The sequence below is a fragment of the Rhizobium chutanense genome (genome assembly GCF_002531935.1).
Classification (GTDB): Bacteria; Pseudomonadota; Alphaproteobacteria; order Rhizobiales; family Rhizobiaceae; genus Rhizobium; species Rhizobium chutanense.
The window spans coordinates 64,552-87,678 of sequence record NZ_NWSV01000021.1; the positions used below are offsets into that span (position 1 = coordinate 64,552).

Genomic DNA, 23,127 nt, shown 5'->3' on the forward strand with positions numbered 1-23,127 from the left:
TCCTCTGCGGCAGCAGCTGTGCCTCTCGTCTGTAAAAGGATCGGCACATAACTTCGCGCCCGCTTGCCCGGACAGGCTTGGCGCGAAAGCCAACGAATGCGGTCCAGCACGTAGCAGTTTGGTGACCGCCACGAAAGAATGGGTCTGAAAGGTATAGGAGGAAGCTATAACCGGCCTCAGCATGATGTATTTGCGACGCAGGAAAGCAGAACCTAGTTTGAATCCGTAGCAAGGAATTTACTATGGCAAACACCGACCTGATACTTCCCAAGGCAATGAACCTCATCGGAAACAAGTGGCTTCCCGCCTCCGGTGGGAGGGAGATCGATGTCGTGTCGCCGATCGACGGGGCGATTTTTACAACGATCGCAGACAGCAGCGCCGAGGATGTAGAGCGTGCGATCACCGCGGCTCGTGCGGCGTTCGACGGAGGTGAATGGTCGAAAGCTACTGCCACCGAGCGCGGGCGGTTGTTGGTGGAACTATCGCGCCGGATCCTCTCAGAGAGCGAGGCCCTTGCGCGTCTCGAATCCCGCGACAACGGCAAACCGATCAAGCAGGCTCTGGCCGATATGGTCGTCACCGCTCGGTATTTCGAGTTTTATGGTTCCGCTGCCGACAAGGTACATGGTGAGGTCATTCCCTTCCTGAACGGCTACAATGTCGAGGTCCATCGCGAGCCGTATGGCGTAACGGGGCATATCATCCCTTGGAACTATCCCGCCCAAATGGTCGGGCGCTCGGTGGCCCCGTCGCTCGCGATGGGCAATGCAGCGGTTCTAAAGCCTGCCGAGGATGCTTGCCTTACGGCATTGCGTATCGGCGAAATGGCGGTCGAGGTCGGCTTCCCTGCCGGGGCGATCAACATCGTCACGGGACGCGGTCAGGTCGCCGGAGCCGCACTCTCCTCGAGCAGGAATATCGACTTTATTGCTTTCACCGGCTCGCCTGAGGTGGGTGTTCAGATCCAGACTATGGCGGCGCGCAATTTTATAGGGTGCACATTAGAGCTCGGCGGTAAATCACCGCAGATCGTGTTCGACGATGCTAACCTCGATGCGGCACTACCCGTGCTCGTCAATGCCATCATTCAAAATGGCGGACAAACCTGCTCGGCCGGCGCGCGAGTGTTGGTGCAGAGGGGCGTGTATGATCGAGTAGCAGCCGAACTCAAAGCTCGCTTCGAAGCGATCCAGGCGTCCGATTCAGGCGAAGATTCAATTCTGGGCCCACTCATTTCCGCCAGGCAGAAGAAGCGGGTGGAAAGCTATATTACGGAAGCGGATGCCCCGTTGCTGGCGCGTGGCGGAATACGCCCGGGCGTACCGACTGACGGCTACTACGTTGCGCCCGCGCTCTTTGGCCCTTGCGACCCATATTCCAGGATCGCTCAAGAGGAGGTCTTCGGACCTGTCCTGTGCATGATCCCCTTTGACGACGAGGCCTCCGCCATCGAAATCGCTAATTGCACGGAATACGGTCTGGTTGCGTCGATTTGGACCGCCGATGGTGGACGCCAGAAACGGGTCGCAAAGAAACTCAAATGCGGGCAAGTCTTCATCAATGGATACGGCGCTGGCGGAGGGGTGGAACTGCCCTTCGGAGGATATCGAAAATCCGGCCATGGTCGAGAGAAGGGGTTTGCAGCACTGCACGAATTCTCGACGATCAAAACCGTCGTTCATAATCACGGCTGAACTTGTCGTCCTTCGCCACAATGCTCTGCGCCCGACGGTGCGGGGCAGGCAAGCGGAAAGATATGCCCGGCGACTCCCCGTGCCGGCCGCAAAACGAAGCGTAAGGAAATTAATGCGCCCATTGCCTGGGGCCGATTTCATGGATCGAGTTGCCGCGTGTATCCACGCCGACGATAACCGGCATATCCTGCACTTCAATCTGATAAATGGCTTCCATCCCCAGATCTTCGTAGGCGATGACTTTAGCAGCCTTGATGGCCTTTGCAACGAGATAGGCAGCTCCGCCAACCGCGACGAGATAAAGGGCTCCATGCTCGCGTATAGCATCTATGGCTACCCGTCCGCGTTCGGCTTTCCCGATCATGATCTTCAATCCGCTAGCGGCAAGCAAAGGGGGTGTGAACATGTCCATGCGCGTTGATGTTGTAGGGCCGGCGGGACCTATCACCTCGCCGTCTACAGCATCGACAGGACCGACATAGTAGATGGCGCGGCCAGCGAGATCGACGGGCAGAGGTTGCCCGTCGGAGATTGCCTGAACCATGCGTTTGTGCGCGGCGTCCCGACCGGTGAAAAGCGTCCCCGACAGCAACAGAACCTCGCCCGGTCGAACCTCAGTCAAGACCTCTGCGTCAAGATTGTCGAGATCGATTGGCCGACCCATCGGTCTGTCGAGGTCGTTGAATTTTGGCCAAAGCGACAATGGTGGTGGGACCAGGCTCGCGGGGCCGGATCCATCGAGGACGAAATGCACATGACGGGTGGCCGCACAATTCGGTACCAGCGCGACCGGCAGGGACGCGGCATGGGTCGGGAAGGACTCGACCTTGACGTCGAGAACGGTGACCAATCCGCCTAGTCCTTGCGCGCCGATACCCAGCGCGTTGATTTTGTCAAAGAGTTCGAGCCGCAACGCTTCCTCAGCGGTGGCCGGACCGCGCGCTTTCAATTCGAATATGTCGATCGGATCGTTGAGGACCCGTTTCGCCATCACCATCGCCTTGTCGACAGTCCCTCCCACTCCGATGCCGAGGATTCCCGGAGGACACCAGCCAGCCCCCAGCTTCTTCACAGTGTCGACGACCCAATCGGCCACCGAATCTGACGGGTTCAGCACCGTGAACCTCGCTTTGTTCTCCGAGCCGCCACCCTTCGCTGAGACAGTTACCGAAACCTTGTCTCCCGCTACCAGTTCGGTTTGGAGCATGGCGGGGGTATTATCCCCTGTGTTCTTGCGCATACCGAGTGGATCGGAAACTACCGATGCTCGAAGAGGATTGGCAGTTAAACGGTATGCGCGCCTGGTGGCTTCGTCAGCCATCTCCTGCAAAGAGCGCTTCCAGTCGGTTCGCGCCTCGACGCCTACATTGATAAAAACGTTAGCGCTGCCGGTGTCTTGGCACATCGGTCGATGGCCGATCGCCGCCATCCGGGAGTTTACCAGTATCTGCCGAATGGCGTTGCGTGCTGCTGCGCTCGACTCGCCCTCGTACGCTGCTGTGAGTGCCGTGACGAAATCGCCGGGGTGATAGTAGGAGATATATTGCAGCGCGTCGGCAATACTGTCGATCAGATCGACCTCACGAATGATGTGCACTTCGGAATTCTCCCACTCCATGCGATTGCGCGCCTTCCGGTGCCATTACAGCCAAGTGCCAAGATGCCCATGGTCCGAACAGCCTTGTTTTACAATACCCTGCCGCGCTCCAGGGTTGGCATAGAATATAACTATAGGCTCTCAACAATCTGGTTATTTCCACTTGGTGTCAGTCTTCGGCATGTTCAGGCAAGTGGAGCCGGAGGAGCGCGCATGTCCTGTGATCTTGGGGGTCTTTTGGTAGTCTCGCTGGAACAGGCGGTGGCCGCCCCCTACCTTTCTGGGAAATTGGCAGAGGCTGGCGCACGCGTCATCAAGGTCGAGCGTCGCGAAGGCGACTTCGCCAGGAACTATGACCACCTCGTCCATGGAGAAAGCGCATACTTTGTATGGCTTAATCGTGGGAAGGAATCGATCGCGCTCGACCTCAACGAGCCTACCGACAAGATGGTTATGCAGAAAATCATCGACGAGGCTGATGTCTTCATTCAGAATCTGGCGCCAGGCGCAATCGACAGACTCGGATTTGGAGCGGGCCGGTTGCGCGCACTCCGTCCTTCCCTTATCACCGTTTCGATCTCCGGTTACGGTGATGAGGGGCCGTATCGCAATCGAAAGGCCTATGACCTGTTGGTTCAAGCGGAGAGTGGTCTCTCCGCGATCACCGGTAACACCCACGGCTCCGCACGGGTCGGGGTCTCTGTCTGTGACATAGCGTGCGGCATGACGGCGCATCAAGCCGTTCTGCAGGCGCTTTACGCTCGGCAGAAATCCGGAGAGGGCAGGCATATCAGCGTTAGCCTGTTCCACTCGCTCGCTGACTGGATGAATGTCCCCTATATGCAGCACTACTACGGAGGCGTCTCCCCCGACCGCGCGGGATTGAGCCACCCGACGATCGCGCCTTATGGTGCGTATGCTGGCGGTGACAAGCGACAAGTCCTGTTCTCTATTCAAAACGAGCGTGAGTGGCTTAATTTCTGCGAGCATGTTTTGAACGATCTCAGCGTTGCCAAAGATGTGCGGTTTATGAACAATTCTTCGCGTGTCGCGAACCGCAGGGACTTGGACGCGATCATCAATGATTCAATTTCGCGCTACAACCGAGAAGAACTCATCTCGAAGCTTGACCTAGCGGGGATCGCAAATGGTCGAGTGAGTTCCATGGAGGACATTGCTCACCATCCCCAAAACCGTTTCGTCGACGCTGAGACGCCGACAGGTCCAGTGCGCCTCTTCGCGCCGGGGGCGACGGTTAACGGGGAGAGTCCTCGGTTTGGCCGTGTCCCTGCAATAGACGAGCACGGCGCAGCAATTCGCGCCGAGTTTTCGGGCGAAAAAGCGATTGCAGTGACGTAGCCCGATAAGTATCGGCGAGCTAATCCTGAACTGCGCGTTGCAAGCGTGGGCACGCCTCATCTGTGCGACCAGAAAAACCTTGGCATGAATGCCCTTTCGACAGCACCCGCAAAAGGTCGACTGACTGATCTTGGCCCGACGCGCGGCCCCTATCAGGGCGTGGGCATCACGATCAGACCCGGCATCCGCTTCGCAGAATGCGATGTGCAATTTTATCGAGTGAGACCGTATTGTCATTGGCGGCCTCACCCCGGGGTCGCCTTGGGAGGGCGTAGCTTTATACGTAAGACTGTTGACCCTCTCCGAGCGCAACCTCGATCAGATAATGCCCGTTCTTCGTCGTCCTGCTCGGATACATCTTCGTCATCCCGGGCTCATGCGGTGTCAGAACCCTCTCGATTTCAAAGTTGACGGTTTTCAGGATTTCGTGTGTTGCGAAAAGCAGATTCGTCTGGCTGCCGAAAGCGAGGCCGACCGGAAGGTAGACGGGATCCTCCGGATTGCCGCCATGCATGTTGTCGTGACGGTAGAGCAGGTCGCCGGTGTAAGTGTAGACATCATCGCTCGAGGTCTTTCCGTCGTTTCGAATGATGACGTACTGCGATGCCGCAGTATGGGTATCGCGCGCGACCCTGACGTCGATCCCCGGGAAAAGGTTGTCGACGTTGCCGTCGATGCCCCGCATGCGTCCCTCACGGGCCAACTGGACGGCGTAAAGCATGTCTCCGGTGTCGGTGGCGGTCAGCAGCCACCTGAAACGGCGGTCAAGCGCCATGATCGAAACCCAGGCGGCAAGTTCGTCTTGCTGGATATGGAAAGTCGCGTTAGGGAACAGCTCAAGGCCGCCCATGTGGTCGAAATGCGCGTGCGTCAGGATGACGTCAGTGATCTCCTCGGGAGAGCATCCGACCTCCGCGAGGACGTCCTTGGGCGGAAACCAGTTCTGGACGTTGAAGCGGTCCATGAATTCCTCGCCATGGGACGCGTAGTTGACGCCGCAGTCCAGGAGGATCGTCTTCCCGTGCCCCTTGAGGAGCGTATAGCAGTAGGGAAGTTTCTCGGTGCCCATGTTGTGGCGGCCATAGACCAGCGAGCTGGTCGGCGCGTCGGGCACCCACGCGAATTCGAGCATCCAGATTGAGTAGTCCGACAAGGTATCCTCCCGTTTCAGTTTGCTGTTTGATGAAGCGCGCAGCACGAATGCTCGAAATCGACGACTTCGAACCCCGGTAGGCATATCGAGGCGCTGCGTAGTTCTTCCCAGCCAGCCCGCAGCGGGGCGAGGGGATCGCGGGCACCCGCGGACCCCGAGAGCGTTGAGTCGATGTCCCTCAGCGCGATGGCGAGTAGTCCGCCCGCCTTTCCGAGATGGCGATGGAAATGCCGCGACCGAGGCGTCGGAACGAGACCCCGGAATTCGTCGTTCCCGGCCTTCACGAGAGCGGCCGCGGCCCTATGGACGTCCATATCGAGTACGTGCCTGGACTTCGTTATAGCCAAAAGAACGAGCAGGCCCGCCATGCGGTTGGCCGCGCCGTGAAGGCTTTCGAAGCATGGCTGCGCCGAGACGGAATACGAGGCGGTTTTCTCGTCCAAGACCTCGACGACCCGCATCGGGGAAAATCGTATCTGCGTGTCGACGCTCTTCATGCCGCACGCTCGCCCTGGGTCTCTATCGCGGCTGCCGTCCTGCCGAGAATGAGATCGGCGGCTTTCTCCGCGATCATCAAGGTGGACGCATTCGTGTTCGCCGAAGGCATCGACGGCATGATCGAGGCATCGCATACCCTGAGGCCCGCCAATCCGTGGACTCTAAGCTCGGCGTCGACGACTGTTCCCGGAGACGAGCGGGGACCCATCCGGGCGGTCCCGATCATGTGATAGACCGTCGTGCCTTTCTGACGCGCGAAATCCAGCAACTCGTCATCGCTTTCGAGATTGGGTGTCGGCGAGGTCTCCGCCTCGACGTAGCGGTCGAGCGCGCGGGACCGGAACAGTCGCCGCGCCAGCCGCATCCCGCCGATCAGCGCCAACTGATCAGTCTCGCTCGTCAGGTAGTTCGGCTGGATCGCCGGCGCTTCGAAGACGTCCGACGACGTGACGTGGCAAAAACCGAGGCTTTCCGGCCGCTCCTGCCATATGCCAAGGGTCAGTCCCGGATGCTTGTCGAGAAGCCCGACCACCCCTTCGCGGAAGCTCGCCGGGGCGCAGGCGAATTCGAGATCGGGCCGCGAGAGGGAGGGATCGGATTTCCAGAAGATGTGGACAAGCGAAGGACTGACGGCGAGGATACTGGGCCTCCCGAGCGCCCAACGCGCGATTTGGCCAAGAAGGGCAGGTCCTTGGGCGACGTCGTTGATCGTCTTCGAACCCGTGACCTTCGCGACCATGCGCACCGCGTAGTGGTCCCGGAGATTGTTTCCTACGCCCGCCAACTCATGGAATATCCCGATCCCGGCTCGGCCGAGGACGTCGGCTGGTCCGATGCCCGAAAGCTGGAGAAGCTTGGGGGTGTTCAGCGCGCCAGCGGTTAGAATGACTTCCCTTGAAGCACGGACTTCTCGATGCGAGCCGCCGGGACCGCCCGCCACATAGGCGATCCCGACCGCCTTGGTACCTTCGAAGAGGATCGATGTTGCCTGGCAATTCGTGCGAACATCGACATTGCCGCGCTTGATCGCCTTGCTGAGGAAGGCCGTCGCGGAACTGTGTCGGAACCCTTTGTAGATCGTTCTCTGGAAAAATCCCGCGCCGTCCTGCTTTGCGCCGTTGTAGTCTGGATTTCGGGGGATACCCAGTTCGACGGCGGCGTCGATGAGCGCGTCACTCACGGGATGCTGCCAGTCGAGATCGGTGATCGGCAATTCGCCGTTGCGGCCGCGATAGCGTTCGTCTCCGTGTCCGATACGTCGTTCCGAGCGCTTGAAATAAGGGAGGATTTCTTCGTAGCTCCATCCGGGGTTTCCTCCTGCTGCCCAGTTGTCGTAGTCGACAGCTTGGCCCCGGACGTAGTTGAGGCCGTTAATGGAACTCGATCCGCCGAGAACGCGCCCTTGCGGCAGGGAGAAACTGCGGTTGTTGGTGCCCGGGTTCGGCTCGGACATGAAGTTCCAGGTCAGCTTCTTGCTGTAAATGTTCTTGATGTATCCAGCGGGGATGTGGATCATTGGATTGATGTCCTTGGGGCCAGCCTCCAGCAGGCAGACCTTGAATCCCGCCTCGCTGAGGCGGTTCGTGATGACGCATCCCGACGTCCCGCCTCCGACGACGACAAAGTCGAACGTCTCCATTTCGTCTCGCGCGTTTGCCATCACTCCTCCAAGTGCAAAAAGCATCCCCGTGACCGCGACGTCGCCGCGGCCATTTCAGTCGTCCATAGAAGGTTGAAGCCTCAGTGCTTCATGCGCAGGATGGGCTTGATGACCTTCCCGCTTTCGGAGTCGGCCATCGCCTGGTTGATATCGTCCAGGTCATAGAACTGCACGAGCTTGTCGAACGGGAAGCGGCCCTGTTGCCAGTATTCGATCAACTGCGGCACGAACTCCGAGGGAACGCTCTGGCCCTCCACGACACCGACCAGCGTTCGTCCGAAGAGGAAGCTGCCGATGTCGATAACGCCTTCCGTCCCAAGGGCCGAAGACCCTACAAGGCCGCACGTTCCCGGCGTGCCAAGGCAATCTACCGCCTGGCGGAATACCCTCGGAGAACTCGTGCATTCCAGGCTGAAGTCGACCCCAGCGGGAACGATCTTCTTGATGGCATTCACGCTATCCACCTTGCGGGCGTTGACAGTGTGGGTCGCGCCTAGTTCGACGGCGAGTTCAAGGCGCTCGTCGTTGAGATCGACAACGATGATCGTGGCACACCCGGCTATCTTGGCGGCCATGGCGGCGGCCATGCCGACCGCGCCAGCGCCGAAGATCGCGATGGATGATCCTTCCTGTGGTTTCAGGCAATTCAGTACTGCGCCTGCACCCGTCTGAAGACCGCACCCCAGAGGGCCTATCAACTCGAGAGGGACATCCTTCGAAATCTTGACCGCGTTGCGCTCGGAGGCGATGGCGTAGGTGGCGAAAGACGACTGCTCGAAAAAGCAACCGCTGATCTGGGTGCCGTGCGAATCATGTATTGGGCAGGAGCCGTCCGGGCGAGTGCCGCGGAAGTTCCTACCGAAGAAGTCCTCGCAATAGTAGGGCGTGCCACCGAGGCATTTCTCGCATTTGCCACAATAGGCGTAGCTCAGGGCCACGTGGTCTCCGGGGACAAGACTCTTGACGCCGCTGCCTACCGCTTCGACGATGCCTGCACCTTCGTGGCCGAGAACGACGGGCTGCGGCACGTCGTACCCTTGGTCTCGAACCACCATGTCGGTGTGGCATACGCCGGATGCGACGATGCGCACGAGGATTTCGTCTGCCCGTGGCTCATCGATGCCTATGCACTCCAAGACAAGAGGTTTCGATTTCTCGCGCGAAATCGCGGCATACGCTTGTTTCATTAGAATCCTCCTCCCATGCGCCTCGTGCGCAAATTGAGGGCGAACCTAAGTCATCTTCAGACAATCAGTCAATTAGTTTGTTTTCCAATGCCATGCATCACGCTCTGCTAGGGCGAAAACCATGAGTGAAATCCGGCTAAGTAATTGTAGAAAACGGATTAACTAGGGTTTCGGTGAAGCATTCGAGAGACACCGAATAATTCGGCAGCTTCATTTGTGTTGACAGATTGCCTGACGAAGAACCGCTTTCTTCGCTGAAAGCTTTTTGCGTCCACAAGTGCCGCGGTCACGCAATCTGTCCGGCGACATTCTTGGACCGGTGGCGTCGAGCGGTTCAAACAGGACGCGTTGGTGCGCCGGATGATGGTTCCACGATGTGGAACCCGCCTTGTTCCAACATGGATAGTTTCAAGACGAGAGGAGGCGTGGTTATGACTAAGATCCAAAAGACTATGTCGCCGCTCTTTTCCGGATCAGCGCTCCTCTCGCGAAAGAATTGCCTTTTCGATTACGGACAAATCGTGGGTCAAGCGGTAGATGGTTGGCATGGCAGTTGGTATCTCAAGAGCGAGCATCTGCTCGATCGAAAGCTTTTCGATCACGTGGCAAATCGTCCTCATAGTGTTGCCGTGCGAAACCAACAATACGGACTTGCCCCGCAACAGCGCAGGCAGGACCTCGCAGATGATAAACGGCAAAACCCTGGCGCTGGTATCACGGATACTCTCGCCGCCCGGCGGAGGCACGAGGTAGGAGCGACGCCACAGACGCACGAGGTCAGGGCCCCATTTTTCTCTGGCGTCATCCTTATTCAATCCGGTTAGTTCACCGTAGTCACGCTCGTTGAGAGCGTCACTACGCATCGGGGTGACCGGCGTGTCGTTGGTTTCCGACAAAATTATCCGGCATGTCTCGACGGCGCGGCTCAGGTTTGAGCTGAACGCTTTATCGAAACGCAGGCCGCGATCACCCAGCATCATGCCAGCTAACCGACTTTCCTCCAGCCCAAGGCGGGTAAGGGGCTCGTCCCTCCAGCCGGTGAATTCGTTCCGTTCGTTGCCGGAACTCTGTCCGTGACGGACGACAACAAGTGTAGACAAGGATGCTCTCCAACCAAACCCGAGAACTCAAACTTTGTCTGATTGACTGCGTCAAGAGATAAAATCACAGAATGCCGATATAAATAAAAACGATAGGTGCTATAGGCTAACCCTGTGGGCTATAACCTCCGCAGTTCATTGACAGATTGTCTGATGATTTATATCGATGCGTTTCCCCGCTCTGAGGAGAGTTCGGCAACGACAGGAGAGGACGGGGTTCTCGCGCAAGCAGACAATGTTCGCCGCTCATAGCGGTTTTGAGGAGGAGAATTCCATGAAAAGACGTACTTTCCTGCAGGCCAGTGGGGCACTTGCCCTAGCCGGGACTTTCGGAGGACCGAGTATTCTTCATGCGCAGGACGCCATCAGCCTACTTCCCGATACTTTCCCTTCGGAGGGCAACAACCCGATCGTTGAAGCTGGCAAGTTCGCCAGGTCCGGACCCTGGAAAATCGGACACAGCCACTACGGTCTGGCTGGCTCGACCCACACCTACCAGACGGCCTTCGAGGCCGAATACGAGATCAGCAAGAACAAGGGCAGTGTTGCGGACTACCAGTTCCGTAGCGCTGATCTCAACGCTTCCAAGCAGGTCGCAGACATCGAGGACCTTATCGCGCAGAAGGTGGACGCGATCATCATTGCGCCGCTGACGACGGGTTCCGCCGTCGAAGGCATCAGAAAGGCAAAGGCCGCCGGCATTCCGACCGTAGTCTACCTCGGCCGCGTCGACACCGAGGACTTCACGGTTCAGGTGCAGGGCGATGACTTTTACTTTGGTCGAGTGATGGCGCAGTTCCTGGTCGACAAGCTCGGCAACCAGGGCAAGGTGTGGGTGTTGCGCGGCATTGCCGGGCATCCGATCGATGCCGATCGCTATGCAGGCGCTATGGAGGTCTTCAGCAAGTCGGGCCTCCAGATCACGTCGACACAGCACGGTAGCTGGTCCTACGAAGACTCCAAAAAGATCGCCGAAAACCTTTACCTGTCTGATCCGGATGTCGCGGGCGTTTGGACCGACGGTGCGAACATGTCTCTCGGCGTGCTCGACGCTTTGCAGGAGGCAGGCGCGTCCACTATTCCCCCCATCACCGGGGAGGCTCTCAACGGCTGGATGCGTCGCTGGAACGACGAGAAGCTTTCCTCCATCGGCCCGATTTGCCCTCCCGCGCTGTCAACGGCCGCGCTGCGCGCATCCTTCGCCCTCCTCGAAGGCAAGCCGATCCAGCGTAATTGGACCAATCGTCCCAAGCCAATCGTCGACGAGAATCTCTCGCAATTCTACCGCGCCGATCTTACGGACGCCTACTGGGCACCAACCGAAATGCCGAACGAGAAGCTCCTCGAATACTTCAAGGCCTGACAAAACGGGGCGCGGGGAAACCGCGCCCGCATCTCTCTCGAAGATGGAAATATTCATGAGCTTGCTTGTCGAGATGGTCGGCATCGACAAATCGTTCGGTGCCACGAAAGTTCTTTCAGATGTCCAGTTCTCGCTCGAACGCGGATCCGTGCACGCCCTGATGGGCGAGAACGGCGCGGGCAAATCCACGCTGATGCGTATCCTCGCGGGCGTTTACCCGCCGACGGCCGGAAGCATCCGCCTGCGTGACGAGGAAGTGAGCTTCAAGTCGCCCAAAGAGGCTCGTCTGGCGGGTGTCTCCACGGTCTTCCAAGAATTTGCGCTCATCCCGAACCTTACCGTTGCCGAGAACATGTTTCTCGGACACGAACCGCGCCGCAAGGACGGCTCGATCGACAGCGATGAAGTCGTCCGCAGGTCCCGCGAACTTCTCGGGGACGTCTTTCCCCAGCTCGAAGCGACGGCGATCGTCGACACGCTTACAGTCGCCCAGCAGCAGGCGGTAGAAATCGCAAAGGGCCTAACGTCGAACGCGGATGTTTTCATCTTCGACGAACCCACGGCAGCCTTGAACTCGACCGATGTCGCGCATCTTTTCAAGGTTATCCGCGACCTCAAGGCCAAAGGGAAAGCGGTCGTCTACATCTCGCATCGCATGAACGAGGTTTTCGAGCTCTGCGACACCATCACCGTCATGAAGGACGGGGCCTGGGTAACGACCGCAAAGGCGCAGGACTTCAATCTCCACTCGCTCGTCGCGACGATGGTCGGACGCGAGCTTCAGAATTTTTTTCCGCGGCGGTCGCGCGAGACCGGAGAGCCCATGTTCGAGGTCTCGCACCTCAAACTGCATGACGGCGGCGCGACGGTCGGCTTCGCTGTGCGGAAGGGCGAAATCATCGGACTGGCCGGTCTCGAAGGACAGGGGCAGCGCGAGATCATGCGCTCGGTCGTCGGCGTCGAGACGGCGAGGGCAGTGACCGTTCGCCGCAGAAGAAGCGACGCCAGCATGAGCGCCGTAAACGTGACTTCAGGTTTTTCGAACGCAATCGCCGCCGGGATCGGCTTCATTCCGGAAGACCGGAAGCAGGAGGGCCTGTTTCTCCGGCTCCCGATCTACGACAACATTGCTCTTGGAAAACAACTCAACCGCAACATGGCAAGCGTCGCCTGGCGGTCGGTTTCCAAGGTTCGCGAAATCATAAAATCCCTGCGCGTCGCCGCAGCCGACCCCGGCGCTCCTGTCGGCAAGCTGTCCGGCGGCAATCAGCAGAAAGTCCTGCTCGGCCGCTGGCTTCTATCCGGCGTCGATATCCTGGTGATCGAAGAGCCTACACGCGGCGTCGATGTCGGCGCAAAGGCGGAAATCTATCGGTTGCTCCGCGACTTCAGCGACCGTGGAGGTGCCGTGATCGTCTCGTCGCGCGAGCATTCCGAACTTATCGGCCTCTGCGACACCATCCTGGTCGTCCACAACCGGAGAATCGTCGGGAAAATGCCGGCGGCGGACGCGACCGAGGAAAGCATTCTTGGAACCGCACTCGGTTCCAGCTCCGCGGACGATCCGCGCGCGGCGGTTCATTGAGGAGGAACCCATGAATACTGTGACGAGCTTTCTCAAGGTCCCGTACCGGGCGGGTGCAATCCGTCTCTCGATCGGAACGCTGCTGGTCATGCTGATCGGGTCGGTGATCCTTCTGCCCGGATTCCTTGCTTCCGAAAACCTTTCGAACCTGCTGGCCCAGTCAACGGTGCTTGTCATATCGGCGCTGGGTCAGACGTTCGTGATCCTGACCGGTGGTCTCGACGTTTCGGTTGGATCGATCATCAGCGTCACCACGACGATCATGACGCTCGACCTGCCGGAAATAGTTCGTGTGCTTCTCTGTATTGCGGTGGCCGTCGCCTTTGGCCTCGCAAACGGTTACGGGGTGGCACGCCTGAACGTTCACCCGATTATCATGACGCTCGCGACGATGGGTATCGGTCAGGGGCTCGCCCTAATCATCCTTCCCATCCCCGGCGGTCGTGTCCCCGAATGGTTGTCCGCATCCGTGGCCGGAGCGATCGGGCCGATACCGAATTCCTTTTTCTGGCTGATCGCCGCGTCCTGCGCCGCGTCCTGGCTTCTCTATCGCAGGCCCTTCGGTCTCTATCTCTTCGCCTCCGGCGGCAACGATTTCAATGCCCGCATGAACGGTGTCCCGGTAGAGCGCACGGTCATCAAAGCCTACGTGCTGTCGGCACTCTTCGCATGCGCCGCCGGGATGTTTCTCGCAGGGAGGCTTGCGTCGGGCGACCCAAAGGGCGGTGCCACGTTCGGCATCGAGTCCGTCACGGCGGCGGCACTCGGCGGCGTCCATCTCGCTGGCGGGATCGGCAGCATCCTCGGCACCGTCGTCGGAGCGGCCATCTTGGGCATCGTCAACAACGTGATGAACCTCGCGAACGTTTCGGCCTTCCTCCAGTCGGTCGTCAAGGGCTTGCTGCTCCTTGCGCTCGTCGTCTCGCAGCGGCGCAAGACAATCGGACTTTGAAAGAGATGGACTTCTCGATGACAACGACAGAAACCAAACTCGAGACACCACCGCGTACCATCAATGTCAAGCGTGCGATCCCATGGGTGCTTGGCCTGCCGCCAGCATATTACGTCCTCGCGATCCTGATCGCGATCGCTCCTCTGGTCAGCGCGACGCTCGTCAACCCGAACTACTGGTTCGTGATCCTCAAGCAGTCGGCACCGCTTGGCATCGCCGTTTTGGCGCAGTCATTGGTAATGCGAGTTCGCTCCATCGACCTTTCCGTCAGTGGCGTGTTCGCCTTCGCAATCTACCTCGCCAGCTCGGGCTTTTTGAACAGCTATCCGTCTTATGTCACGGTTCTGATGCCGATCGTCGTCGGCCTCGCAGTCGGCCTGATCAACGGTGTCCTTGTAGCCTACATCCGCGCTTCGGCCGTCATTTCGACGCTTAGCGTCTCCGCAATCCTCATCGGCGTCGTGCAGTACATGAGCGCCGGTCGCGCGCCTGGGTCGACGCCGAGCTGGTTACGGGTCCTGACGAGCGGAAACATCCACGGACTTTCGTATTCGGTGATCGTCTGGATCGGTGTGTCTGTCCTCGTCGCGCTCGCGTTCCGCTTCCTGATCGTCGGCTGTTATTTCCGTGCCGTCGGCGACAACCCCCGCGCGGCGGAAACGACGGGCATCCCACTTTCTCGGACGATCTTTGTATCCCATACGCTGGCGGGAGTCCTGACAGGCATCGCCGCCCTGGTACAAGTCTCCGCACTCGCCGTCGGAACGATCAAGCCCGGGTTCGATACTTTCATGAACGCGCTTGCCGCGACGATTCTCGGGGGTGTCACGTTCGGAGTGGACAGGGGCGGTGTATCTGGCCCGTTTGTCGCGGTGGTCGCGTTCAGCTTTCTGTTCGCCATGCTGACGGTCTTCGGCATCCAGGAGCCGGGGAAGCTGATCGTACAGGGCGGGATCATCGCGCTCGCTGCGATCATCTACGGATCGCGCGCTGGGCGGGTCTGACTTCAGTCGGGTCCGGCCGGCTTCCAATTTCAGCCGCAGTCGCGGAAGAACTCAGGAGAAGAAAATGGTGAAGATCACAGCGGCCGTCGCCGTCAAGCCCAAGGCACCCTTGGAGTTCCGCGAGCTGGAGCTGGCCGATCCCGAAGGAAACGAGATTCTGGTACGCACAGTCGCGACGGGCATCTGCCATACAGACCTCCTTCTTCGGGACGGGATCTTCGGGCCGCCGGCGCCGGTCATTCCGGGGCACGAAGGGGTAGGCGTCGTCGAAGCGATTGGTGCCGACGTGCAAAGCCTAAAAGTCGGCGATCACGTTGCCCTCAGCCAGAGCTCGTGCGGCTTCTGCGCCGACTGCCGCCGCTCGCACCCGATGAACTGCCAGAACTACACGCAGTACAACCTGACCGGACTTAGGCCGAACGGGAAAAAGGCGTTGCTCTGCGACGAGGTCGGTATCGGAAGCAACTTCGTCGGCCAGTCCTCTTTCGCCACCCATATCCTCGCGACCGAGAACAACGCCGCCCTTCTCCCCAAGGAAAACTTCGATCTGATGAACGCTGCGCCGCTTGGGTGCGGCATGGCGACAGGTGCTGGAACCGTCATTAACGCCATGAAGCCGGAGATAGGTTCCACTATCGCGATCTTCGGGGCAGGGGCGGTCGGCATGGCAGCCGTCATGGCGGCAAAGGTCCGTCGCTGCAGCAAGATCATTATCGTCGACCTGCACCAGCAGCGGCTGGACATGGCCAAGGAGCTGGGAGCCACCCACACGATCAACGGCAAGGACACCGACGTCGTGGAGCAAATCCACTCTCTGACGAACGGTGGAGCCGATTTCGCGATCGACGCCGTCGGGATCATCCCCGTCATCCTGAATTCGATCAAATGCACGAGGGCGGGCGGGCACGTCGCGCTTCTCGGCCTCGACGCGCTCGGCAAGGACATTCCGATCCCGCTCGACCTCATGGTGTTCAATCGCAAAATCCAGGGCGCGATCCTCGGCGATCAAATCCCGCAGCTATTCATCCCGCAGATGGTCGAGCTAAACCAGGCCGGCCTTTTCCCCTTCCAAAAGCTGATCACCAAATACCCGTTTGAAAAGATCAACGAGGCGATCGATGACGCGGAAGCCGGCCGGGTGATCAAGCCAGTCATCGTCTTCAATTAGGAGCAATTTCGCATGACCAGCAAGACAGAGGAACAACACCTCATCGTCGAATTCAAGACGACGACGCAGAACAGGGACCGCGTGAAGGAGCTCCTCCAGGACTTCATCGGTCCGGCGCGCGAAGAAACTGGCTGCCTGTACTATGATCTCTACCAGCGCGCCGACGATCCGAACACGTTCTTCATCCTGGACGGTTGGGCGAACGAAACGGCCGCGGCGGGACACGGCGAGCATCCGAACGTCAAGCGCGTCCTCGAGCCCCTTCTCCCGCTCTTGGTCAGCCCGCCATCGATCATCGTCACCAACCGCATCAGCGACTGAGCAAGTAGTAATGAAAAGCGCGCAAAATCAATCATCCAGAGGCTATCGAGCTCTAAGTCTTGGCGCCTTGAGCCTAGTTAGGGCCTCGATGACAATAGCGCTGTTCGCTCCTCCAACGACCCCAACATTGACAGATTGTCTGACAGAATCTACGTAGACGCTTCGCACTGTGGATTTGGCGCGGTAGGTTTCTGAGGAGGGCAGCATGACTAAACATCGCGTGGTTGTCGTCGGGGGGGGATTCGGCGGATTGCAGTTCGCCAAAGACATGAAACACCCCGACGCTACGATTACTATCGTGGATCGCCGTAACCATCACCTCTTTCAGCCGTTGCTGTATCAGGTAGCGACGACGGTGCTGGCCACCTCAGAAATCGCTTGGCCGATCCGCTCCCTGTTCCGTGGAAGACCCGACATATCCACCATATTGGGCGAGGTCATAGACGTGGACCTTGAGAAAAACCTTGTTCTCCTGAAAGACGGAAACACGCTTCCTTTCGATACGCTGATTCTCGCGACGGGGGCCCGCCATGCCTACTTCGGCCGCGACGATTGGGAACCCCATGCACCTGGACTGAAAGCCTTAGAAGACGCGACCACAATAAGGCGACGGCTTCTCCTCGCCTTCGAGCGAGCGGAGGTCGAGAAGGATCCCGAGACAAGGCAAGCCCTGCTGACATTCAGCATCATCGGAGCAGGACCCACTGGAGTCGAATTGGCCGGCATCATCGCTCAGCTTGCTCACAAGACTTTGGTGAAGGAATTTAGGAATATCGACACGCGCACGGCAAGGATCCTCCTCATCGAAGCAGGGTCGCGTGTTCTACCCGTCTTTCCGACGCAACTTTCCGAGTACGCTGCAAAAGCGCTCACGAGAATGGGCGTTGAGGTTCGAACGGGTGATCCTGTTACTGCCTGTGATGAACGCGGCGTCACAATAGCCGAGAATTTCGTACCTAGCCGCACTGTTATCTGGGCGGCCGGAGTGCAGGCCTCGAAGGCCGCTGCTTGGCTCAATGCACCGTCTGATCGTGCTGGGCGCGTTCAGGTCCAATCCGATCTGACTGTTTTGGGAAAACCCAATATCTTCGTAATCGGAGATACGGCATCGGTGACTATCGAGGAGGGAAAGACGGTTCCTGGTATTGCTCCTGCGGCGAAGCAACAGGGGAAGTACGTCGCAAAGGTTGTGATGGCCCGGTTGGCGGGGCGGTCATCCCCAGGTCCTTTTAGATATCGACATCTCGGGAATCTGGCCACCATCGGCCCCAGTGCAGCGGTTATCCACTTCGGACGCCTTCAAATGAAGGGCTGGCTCGCATGGTGGATATGGGGTCTGGCACACATATATTTTCTAATCGGAACTCGTAGCCGGGTGGCAGTGGCTCTCAGTTGGCTGTGGGTGTTTCTGTCCGGTCATCACTCCGCTCGACTGATTACTCAAAAGGAGACTTTAAAGGACGAGGTATAGGAAGGCACGTAGGACGACGCGCTTCGAGATTGACAGATTATCAGACAATAACGTACCCTTGACGCGCGGTTTTGCCAGACTGGAGTAGCCGCACGGTTGCATCGGAAGAAGGGGCGTGTGGATACCAGTTCATTCATCGAGATTGCACTCGGACCGCCATCACAGCACGCTGCTCTAGATGCTTGAACTCACCAAGTCTCAGACAATCCGATTGATAAATCGGTTTAGACCAGCCATATGTAGTCGAGAATCCGGGTTTGCCGGAATCCTTCAGCGGGATGAGCAATGGATACCGAACTTCAGATACCGAAAGTCAGCGCATCGCTCCGGATGCAGGTTGAGGAAAAGTTGCGCCAGGCGATAGCAACAGGTCGTTTCAAACCCGGCCAACGGCTGGTCGAACGCGAGCTTTGCGAGATGCTAGGCGTCGGGCGAACCTCGGTCCGAGAAGCGCTTCGGCAGCTTGAAGCAGAGGGGCTAATTACGAGCTATCCGCATAAAGGCCCTGTCGTCAGCACAATAACTTACGAGGAAGCGCAACAACTCTATGCGGTGAGGGCTCTGCTTGAAAGCTTCGCTGGCCAGCAGTTCGCCGAAAACGGTAGCGCCCAGGACATTGCGACCTTAGAAGCTGCCGTGGTCGAGTTCGAGGCAGCAGCTGATAGCGGGATTGGAAGCCGGCTGATCGAGGCGAAGAACGCATTCTATGACTGCCTAATGGACGGGAGCAAGAACCTGTTCGTTAGACAAATGCTCGTTTCGCTCCACAACAGGATCAACCTCCTCCGAATGACCTCCATGACTCAGCCCGGTCGCTTGAGACACAGCATCGCGGAAATAAAGGAAATTTCCAACGCTATCAGCAATCGTAATGGTCCTGTCGCGGCTGCGGCGTGCAAGCATCATATCGATATGGCTGCAAAGGTAGCGCTCGAATATCTGCGAAAGAATTCCACGCAATAGCATTTTAAGATTGACAGATTGTCTGATAATTTGTTTTAGTCCGGTTTAATAGCTGCAGCGATGCCTGCCTATTCCATCGGAGGAAAAATTGTCAGACTCTCAAAAAACACGCGTTGCGTTCATTGGCTTGGGCGCGATGGGCCAGCCTATGGCCGAGCATCTCATTAAGTCGAACTATGATGTTCGAGGGTTCGACCTGTCAAAAGATGCCCGCGATGCCTTGGCTTCACGGGGCGGCTTTCCGGCCGAGTCCGCAGCGATCGCGATGGCGGATGCCGACATAGCAATCACGATGCTTCCCAACGGCAAGATCGTTCAAGATGCGCTTTTCTCGGGCGATGCTTGGAAGGGCCTGAAACCGGGAGCTCTTGTCATTGACATGAGTTCATCAGCGCCCACGGACACGCGCGACCTCGCCGAGCGCCTTACAGCGGTCGGTTTGAGGCTTGTAGATGCGCCGGTTTCTGGCGGTGTCAAACGAGCTGTGGCGGGAACGCTGACCATCATGGCTGGTGGAGCCGAAGCAGACATCACCGAAGTTTCGACCCTTTTCGACGCGATTGGGGGCCAAGTTTTCCGTACTGGGGGCGTTGGTTCCGGACACGCCATGAAAGCGATCAACAACTTCGTATCTGGCGCTGGGGTACTGGCTGCTATTGAAGGTGTTCTGCTTGCGCGGAGCTTCGGACTTGACGCGAACACGGTGGTGGACGTGCTCAATTCCTCTTCCGGAAAGAACAACGCGACCGAGGTAAAGATGAAGCAATTCATCCTATCGGAGACGTTTGGGTCCGGATTCGCCCTTGGCCTTATGGCGAAAGACATCCGCATTGCCGCGGATCTGGCCAAGAGCCTGGACCTCAACCTCGATACGCTCGCAGAGACTGCGGATACATGGGACGCGGCCAAAAACGCCCTCGGTCCCTCCGAAGATCACACGGCGATCATTAAGTATCTGAACAATCGCAATTAGCGAAGAGATCTGGGCTAAGCCAAAAAATTGGTTGACAGATCGTCAGACAATCTGTCAATATTGCCTTCATCAATCTAGGGAGCTTTAATATGAGTGTCAGCAAAGCGGCTACGGTTAACACCGTCGGAGGCGAACGCGAGATGCCTTCTGAAGAGTTCGAGCGCGGGCTGAAGACCCGTCGAGAAGTCATGGGGGATTCGTACGTTGATGCCGCACTTGGCAAGGCCACCGAATTCACATGGCCCATGCAGGAGCTCGTCACTGAGTATTGCTGGGACAACATCTGGAACCGACCCGGTCTCGACCGTCGGTCCCGGTCGATCCTAAACTTGGGCATGATCTCGGTGTTGAACAGGCCGCATGAACTGCGCGGACATATCAGGGGCGCCATCAATAACGGTCTGACCAAGGAGGAGATCCAGGAAATCTTCCTTCAAGTCGCGATCTATGTCGGTGTTCCTGCCGGGATCGACAGCTTCCGCCATGCACAGGAAGTGTTCAACGAAATGAACATCTGACACACGCGCCGACCAGGAGGTGGTCGGCGATCTTCAATCGCGCGGTGTCTTCCGCGTTTTTAATAGGGGAGGAGCCAATCGTGGCCATAGATCTCGAGAAATTCACAAAACTTGCGCATGAGGACTTCGAGTTCAAGCGCGAGACCCGTTATCTCAACGGCATCATCAAGTGCGAATTCTCCACGCGCACAGTCGCTCTTCATTTTGAGGACGGCAAAATGGTGAAGGTCGAGGAAGCAGCCTACGACGACGACAAGTGCAAGATCGTTGTGCGAGGAACGGCCGAGCAGTGGGAAGCTCTACTGCAACACAAGCCGTTGCCATTCTACCAGTGCCTGCAGTCTTCGAACATCAAGCACGGTCTTCACCTCAGCAACACCAACGAAACCTTCGCGTATCTGCCTGCGCTCAACCGCATGACAACGCTGATGCGCAATGCTCGTCCCGAAGGAGTGGCAGCATGACCAAGCACGATCCAATCACTGGCCGCTACGTCTATCTCACCATCGAAGACATCGAATACCGCGTCTATTACGAAGAAGCAGGGCAAGGCATCCCTCTTCTCGTCGGCCACACGGCGGGTTCGGACGGTCGCCAGTACAGACACGCGCTGTGCGATGAGCAGGTCACGAAAGACTTCCGCGTCATTGCCTTTGACTTGCCGTATCACGGCAAGTCCCTTCCACCCCACGGAGTGCGCTGGTGGGAGAAGGAATACAACATGACCAAGAAGTTCATGATGGACTTTCAACTGGAACTGTCCAAGGCGCTCGGCTTGGATCGACCCGTCTATATGGGCAGCTCAATGGGCGGCCATCTCGCCATAGATCTGGCTTCGAACTATCCGGACAATTTCCGTGCGACGATCTCAGTCGAGGGCGCGCTACGCTCAGCGGCAGAATACGTTGAAGTCGGCATGGCCGGCATCCGCAAGGAGTTCGACAACCCGAACGTCAACCGCACGTCGATTGGCGCAGCAATGATGCTCAACATCTCCCCGTATTCTCCGGAGGCCAACGTCCGCGAAATTCAGTGGGAATACAGCTGCGGCGGCCCCGGAATCTTCGCCGGCGACCTCTACTATTATTACTACGACCACAATGTGTCCCCGGAAGAGGCGAGCCGGATCGATACGTCCAAATGCATGCTGTACTTCCTCACCGGTGAGTACGATCCCAACACGTCCCCCGCCGACACCAAGATCGCAGCCGATCTCGTCAAGGGAAGCAAGTTCTGGACGATGGAAAAGCTGGGGCATTTCCCAGTCACCGAAGACTACACGGAATTCCGAAAGTACCTGCTGCCGATCCTTGAGGAAATTCGGCAGGCATCCGAAACCCGGGCGAAAGTCGCCTAACGGGGGTATTGGGAGGAGACCATCATGAAAAACATTTTGAAGGGAACTCTGACGGCGCTGATTTCGATCGGCGCCCTCGCAAACGCCGCTTACGCCGACGGCGTTGACCAATTGCCCGCAAGCGAGAAGAAGATCTACGAAGTCGTTGATCCCCAGATCCCGCTCGGAGCAAGTGCCTATAAGAATTTTAAGCCCAAGAAGGGCCCTCCGTGGAAGATTGGTTACGCAAGTAGCTACGCTGGAAACACCTGGCGCGCAGCAGCTCTCGACGCCGTCATGAACGACCTCCTTCCGCGTTCAAAAGTGGCCGGACTGGTATCGGAAGTGGTTGTCACCCAGTCCGACCTTAAGGATGCGGTTCAGATTCAGCAGATGCGGCAGATGGTCGACGATGGCGTAGACGCCATCATCATCTGCTGCTCGAACGTCACGGCCCTGAATCAGACGATCGAATACGCCTACAAGGCCGGCGTCCCAGTCTTTTCGTTCTCGGGCTACGTGACGTCTCCGTATGCCATCAATGGCGCGGCTAACCATGCGCAAGGTGGCGGCGAGATGGCCACGTGGCTCGCGGAAAAGATCGGGAAGAAGGGTAACGTCCTCCTTGTATCGGGTATCCCCGGCTTTGCGTCGTCCGATAGCTTCGACAAGGCTGCAAAGGAAGCGCTCGCAAAGTATCCTGACATTAAAATTGTAGGCGAAGTTGCTGGCAAATGGACGGACCAGGTTGCGCAGGTCGAAGTGCAAAAATTCCTCGCGACCAATCCCACACCCGTTGACGGCATCCTGACCCAGGGAGCTCAAGAAAACGGCGTCCTCAACGCGATGCTCCAGTCCGGACGCGACATGATCCCGATCACACTGGGTGGTGAGGCCTCCGCGGCATGCTACTGGCGCAATAATCCGGATTGGGTTGATGCGAGCTTCCACATCTGGCCGCCGCGCCGCGAAATGCAACAGATGTGGGAAATTATGCTTCGCACTTTGCAAGGACAAGGGCCGAAGGTTCAATCGTTCCTTCGTCCAGTACTTCCTTACACCATTGACGATGTCCGCGCAGCAATCCCAGAGAATTGCGATCTGAACTCGACCGACTTCGTCGAACCCACGGCGGACGGTTGGTTCCCGGCCGCAGTCGCTGACCAATATTTCGAGCATCCTGCCGATCCTTGGAAGGCAGCAACCAAGTAAGACAGCTCCG

General features: G+C 58.1%; 21 protein-coding genes. 15 read left to right on the top strand and 6 right to left on the bottom strand.

The window, feature by feature from the left end:
• The first annotated feature begins 242 nt into the window (after positions 1-242).
• Positions 243-1,697 (top strand): aldehyde dehydrogenase family protein, encoded by a 1,455-nt coding sequence (locus CO666_RS24415; RefSeq protein WP_097614729.1) that lies wholly within the window; start codon positions 243-245, stop codon positions 1,695-1,697.
• Between the two features lie 109 nt (positions 1,698-1,806).
• On the opposite strand, the gene CO666_RS24420 is transcribed toward CO666_RS24415, so the two are convergent.
• On the bottom strand, positions 1,807-3,315 hold the full coding sequence (locus CO666_RS24420; RefSeq protein ID WP_210202066.1) for a fumarate hydratase: 1,509 nt from the start codon (positions 3,313-3,315) through the stop codon (positions 1,807-1,809).
• A gap of 192 nt (positions 3,316-3,507) precedes the next feature.
• Here CO666_RS24420 and CO666_RS24425 point away from each other — a divergent pair, with 192 nt between their 5' ends.
• Positions 3,508-4,653, top strand: a complete 1,146-nt coding sequence (locus tag CO666_RS24425) for a CaiB/BaiF CoA transferase family protein (RefSeq protein WP_097614730.1) — start codon at positions 3,508-3,510, stop codon at positions 4,651-4,653.
• A gap of 277 nt (positions 4,654-4,930) precedes the next feature.
• Here the strand turns inward: CO666_RS24425 and CO666_RS24430 are convergent, their stop codons facing one another.
• The 5 genes from CO666_RS24430 to CO666_RS24450 form a co-directional block, all read right to left on the bottom strand.
• Positions 4,931-5,806 (bottom strand): N-acyl homoserine lactonase family protein, encoded by an 876-nt coding sequence (locus CO666_RS24430; RefSeq protein ID WP_245436844.1) that lies wholly within the window; start codon positions 5,804-5,806, stop codon positions 4,931-4,933.
• A gap of 14 nt (positions 5,807-5,820) precedes the next feature.
• Complete coding sequence (locus CO666_RS24435) at positions 5,821-6,303, bottom strand: hypothetical protein (RefSeq protein ID WP_097614732.1); 483 nt, start codon at positions 6,301-6,303, stop codon at positions 5,821-5,823.
• The gene (locus tag CO666_RS24440) at positions 6,300-7,943 is read right to left on the bottom strand and encodes a GMC family oxidoreductase (protein WP_199287297.1); all 1,644 of its coding nucleotides are present in this window, start codon (positions 7,941-7,943) and stop codon (positions 6,300-6,302) included. Before CO666_RS24440 ends, CO666_RS24435 begins: the two co-directional genes overlap by 4 nt.
• Positions 7,944-8,044: 101 nt before the next feature.
• Positions 8,045-9,151 carry an NAD(P)-dependent alcohol dehydrogenase gene (locus tag CO666_RS24445; protein WP_097614734.1) on the bottom strand — a complete coding sequence of 369 codons (1,107 nt, stop codon included), beginning with the start codon at positions 9,149-9,151 and terminating at the stop codon, positions 8,045-8,047.
• 473 nt (positions 9,152-9,624) lie between these two features.
• Positions 9,625-10,251: a 2,3-bisphosphoglycerate-dependent phosphoglycerate mutase gene (locus tag CO666_RS24450; RefSeq protein ID WP_097614735.1), complete on the bottom strand. Its 627-nt coding sequence runs from the start codon at positions 10,249-10,251 to the stop codon at positions 9,625-9,627.
• 274 nt (positions 10,252-10,525) lie between these two features.
• Between CO666_RS24450 and CO666_RS24455 the strand changes: the two genes are divergently transcribed.
• The 13 genes from CO666_RS24455 to CO666_RS24515 all read left to right on the top strand — a co-directional run bounded on the left by CO666_RS24455 (position 10,526) and on the right by CO666_RS24515 (position 23,117).
• On the top strand, positions 10,526-11,614 hold the full coding sequence (locus CO666_RS24455) for a substrate-binding domain-containing protein (protein ID WP_097614736.1): 1,089 nt from the start codon (positions 10,526-10,528) through the stop codon (positions 11,612-11,614).
• 55 nt (positions 11,615-11,669) lie between these two features.
• Positions 11,670-13,199: a sugar ABC transporter ATP-binding protein gene (locus CO666_RS24460; RefSeq protein WP_179869753.1), complete on the top strand. Its 1,530-nt coding sequence runs from the start codon at positions 11,670-11,672 to the stop codon at positions 13,197-13,199.
• 10 nt (positions 13,200-13,209) lie between these two features.
• Positions 13,210-14,151, top strand: coding sequence for an ABC transporter permease (locus tag CO666_RS24465; RefSeq protein WP_097614738.1), 942 nt, complete (start codon positions 13,210-13,212; stop codon positions 14,149-14,151).
• Positions 14,152-14,156: 5 nt separating this feature from the next.
• Positions 14,157-15,155, top strand: coding sequence for an ABC transporter permease (locus tag CO666_RS24470; RefSeq protein WP_097614739.1), 999 nt, complete (start codon positions 14,157-14,159; stop codon positions 15,153-15,155).
• A gap of 64 nt (positions 15,156-15,219) precedes the next feature.
• The gene (locus CO666_RS24475; RefSeq protein WP_097614740.1) at positions 15,220-16,323 is read left to right on the top strand and encodes an NAD(P)-dependent alcohol dehydrogenase; all 1,104 of its coding nucleotides are present in this window, start codon (positions 15,220-15,222) and stop codon (positions 16,321-16,323) included.
• 12 nt (positions 16,324-16,335) lie between these two features.
• Positions 16,336-16,644, top strand: a complete 309-nt coding sequence (locus CO666_RS24480) for a putative quinol monooxygenase (protein WP_097614741.1) — start codon at positions 16,336-16,338, stop codon at positions 16,642-16,644.
• Between the two features lie 205 nt (positions 16,645-16,849).
• Entirely contained in the window at positions 16,850-18,115 is a 1,266-nt protein-coding gene (locus CO666_RS24485) for an NAD(P)/FAD-dependent oxidoreductase (RefSeq protein ID WP_097614742.1), read from the top strand.
• Positions 18,116-18,400: 285 nt separating this feature from the next.
• Positions 18,401-19,078 carry a GntR family transcriptional regulator gene (locus CO666_RS24490; RefSeq protein WP_097614743.1) on the top strand — a complete coding sequence of 226 codons (678 nt, stop codon included), beginning with the start codon at positions 18,401-18,403 and terminating at the stop codon, positions 19,076-19,078.
• 88 nt (positions 19,079-19,166) lie between these two features.
• Positions 19,167-20,051: an NAD(P)-dependent oxidoreductase gene (locus CO666_RS24495; RefSeq protein ID WP_280951825.1), complete on the top strand. Its 885-nt coding sequence runs from the start codon at positions 19,167-19,169 to the stop codon at positions 20,049-20,051.
• A gap of 89 nt (positions 20,052-20,140) precedes the next feature.
• The gene (locus tag CO666_RS24500) at positions 20,141-20,569 is read left to right on the top strand and encodes a carboxymuconolactone decarboxylase family protein (RefSeq protein ID WP_199287295.1); all 429 of its coding nucleotides are present in this window, start codon (positions 20,141-20,143) and stop codon (positions 20,567-20,569) included.
• Between the two features lie 80 nt (positions 20,570-20,649).
• Entirely contained in the window at positions 20,650-21,033 is a 384-nt protein-coding gene (locus CO666_RS24505) for a hypothetical protein (RefSeq protein ID WP_097614745.1), read from the top strand.
• Positions 21,030-21,926 (top strand): alpha/beta fold hydrolase, encoded by an 897-nt coding sequence (locus tag CO666_RS24510; protein WP_097614746.1) that lies wholly within the window; start codon positions 21,030-21,032, stop codon positions 21,924-21,926. Before CO666_RS24505 ends, CO666_RS24510 begins: the two co-directional genes overlap by 4 nt.
• Before the next feature lie 24 nt (positions 21,927-21,950).
• Positions 21,951-23,117, top strand: coding sequence for an ABC transporter substrate-binding protein (locus CO666_RS24515; RefSeq protein WP_097614747.1), 1,167 nt, complete (start codon positions 21,951-21,953; stop codon positions 23,115-23,117).
• The last annotated feature ends 10 nt before the right edge of the window (positions 23,118-23,127 follow it).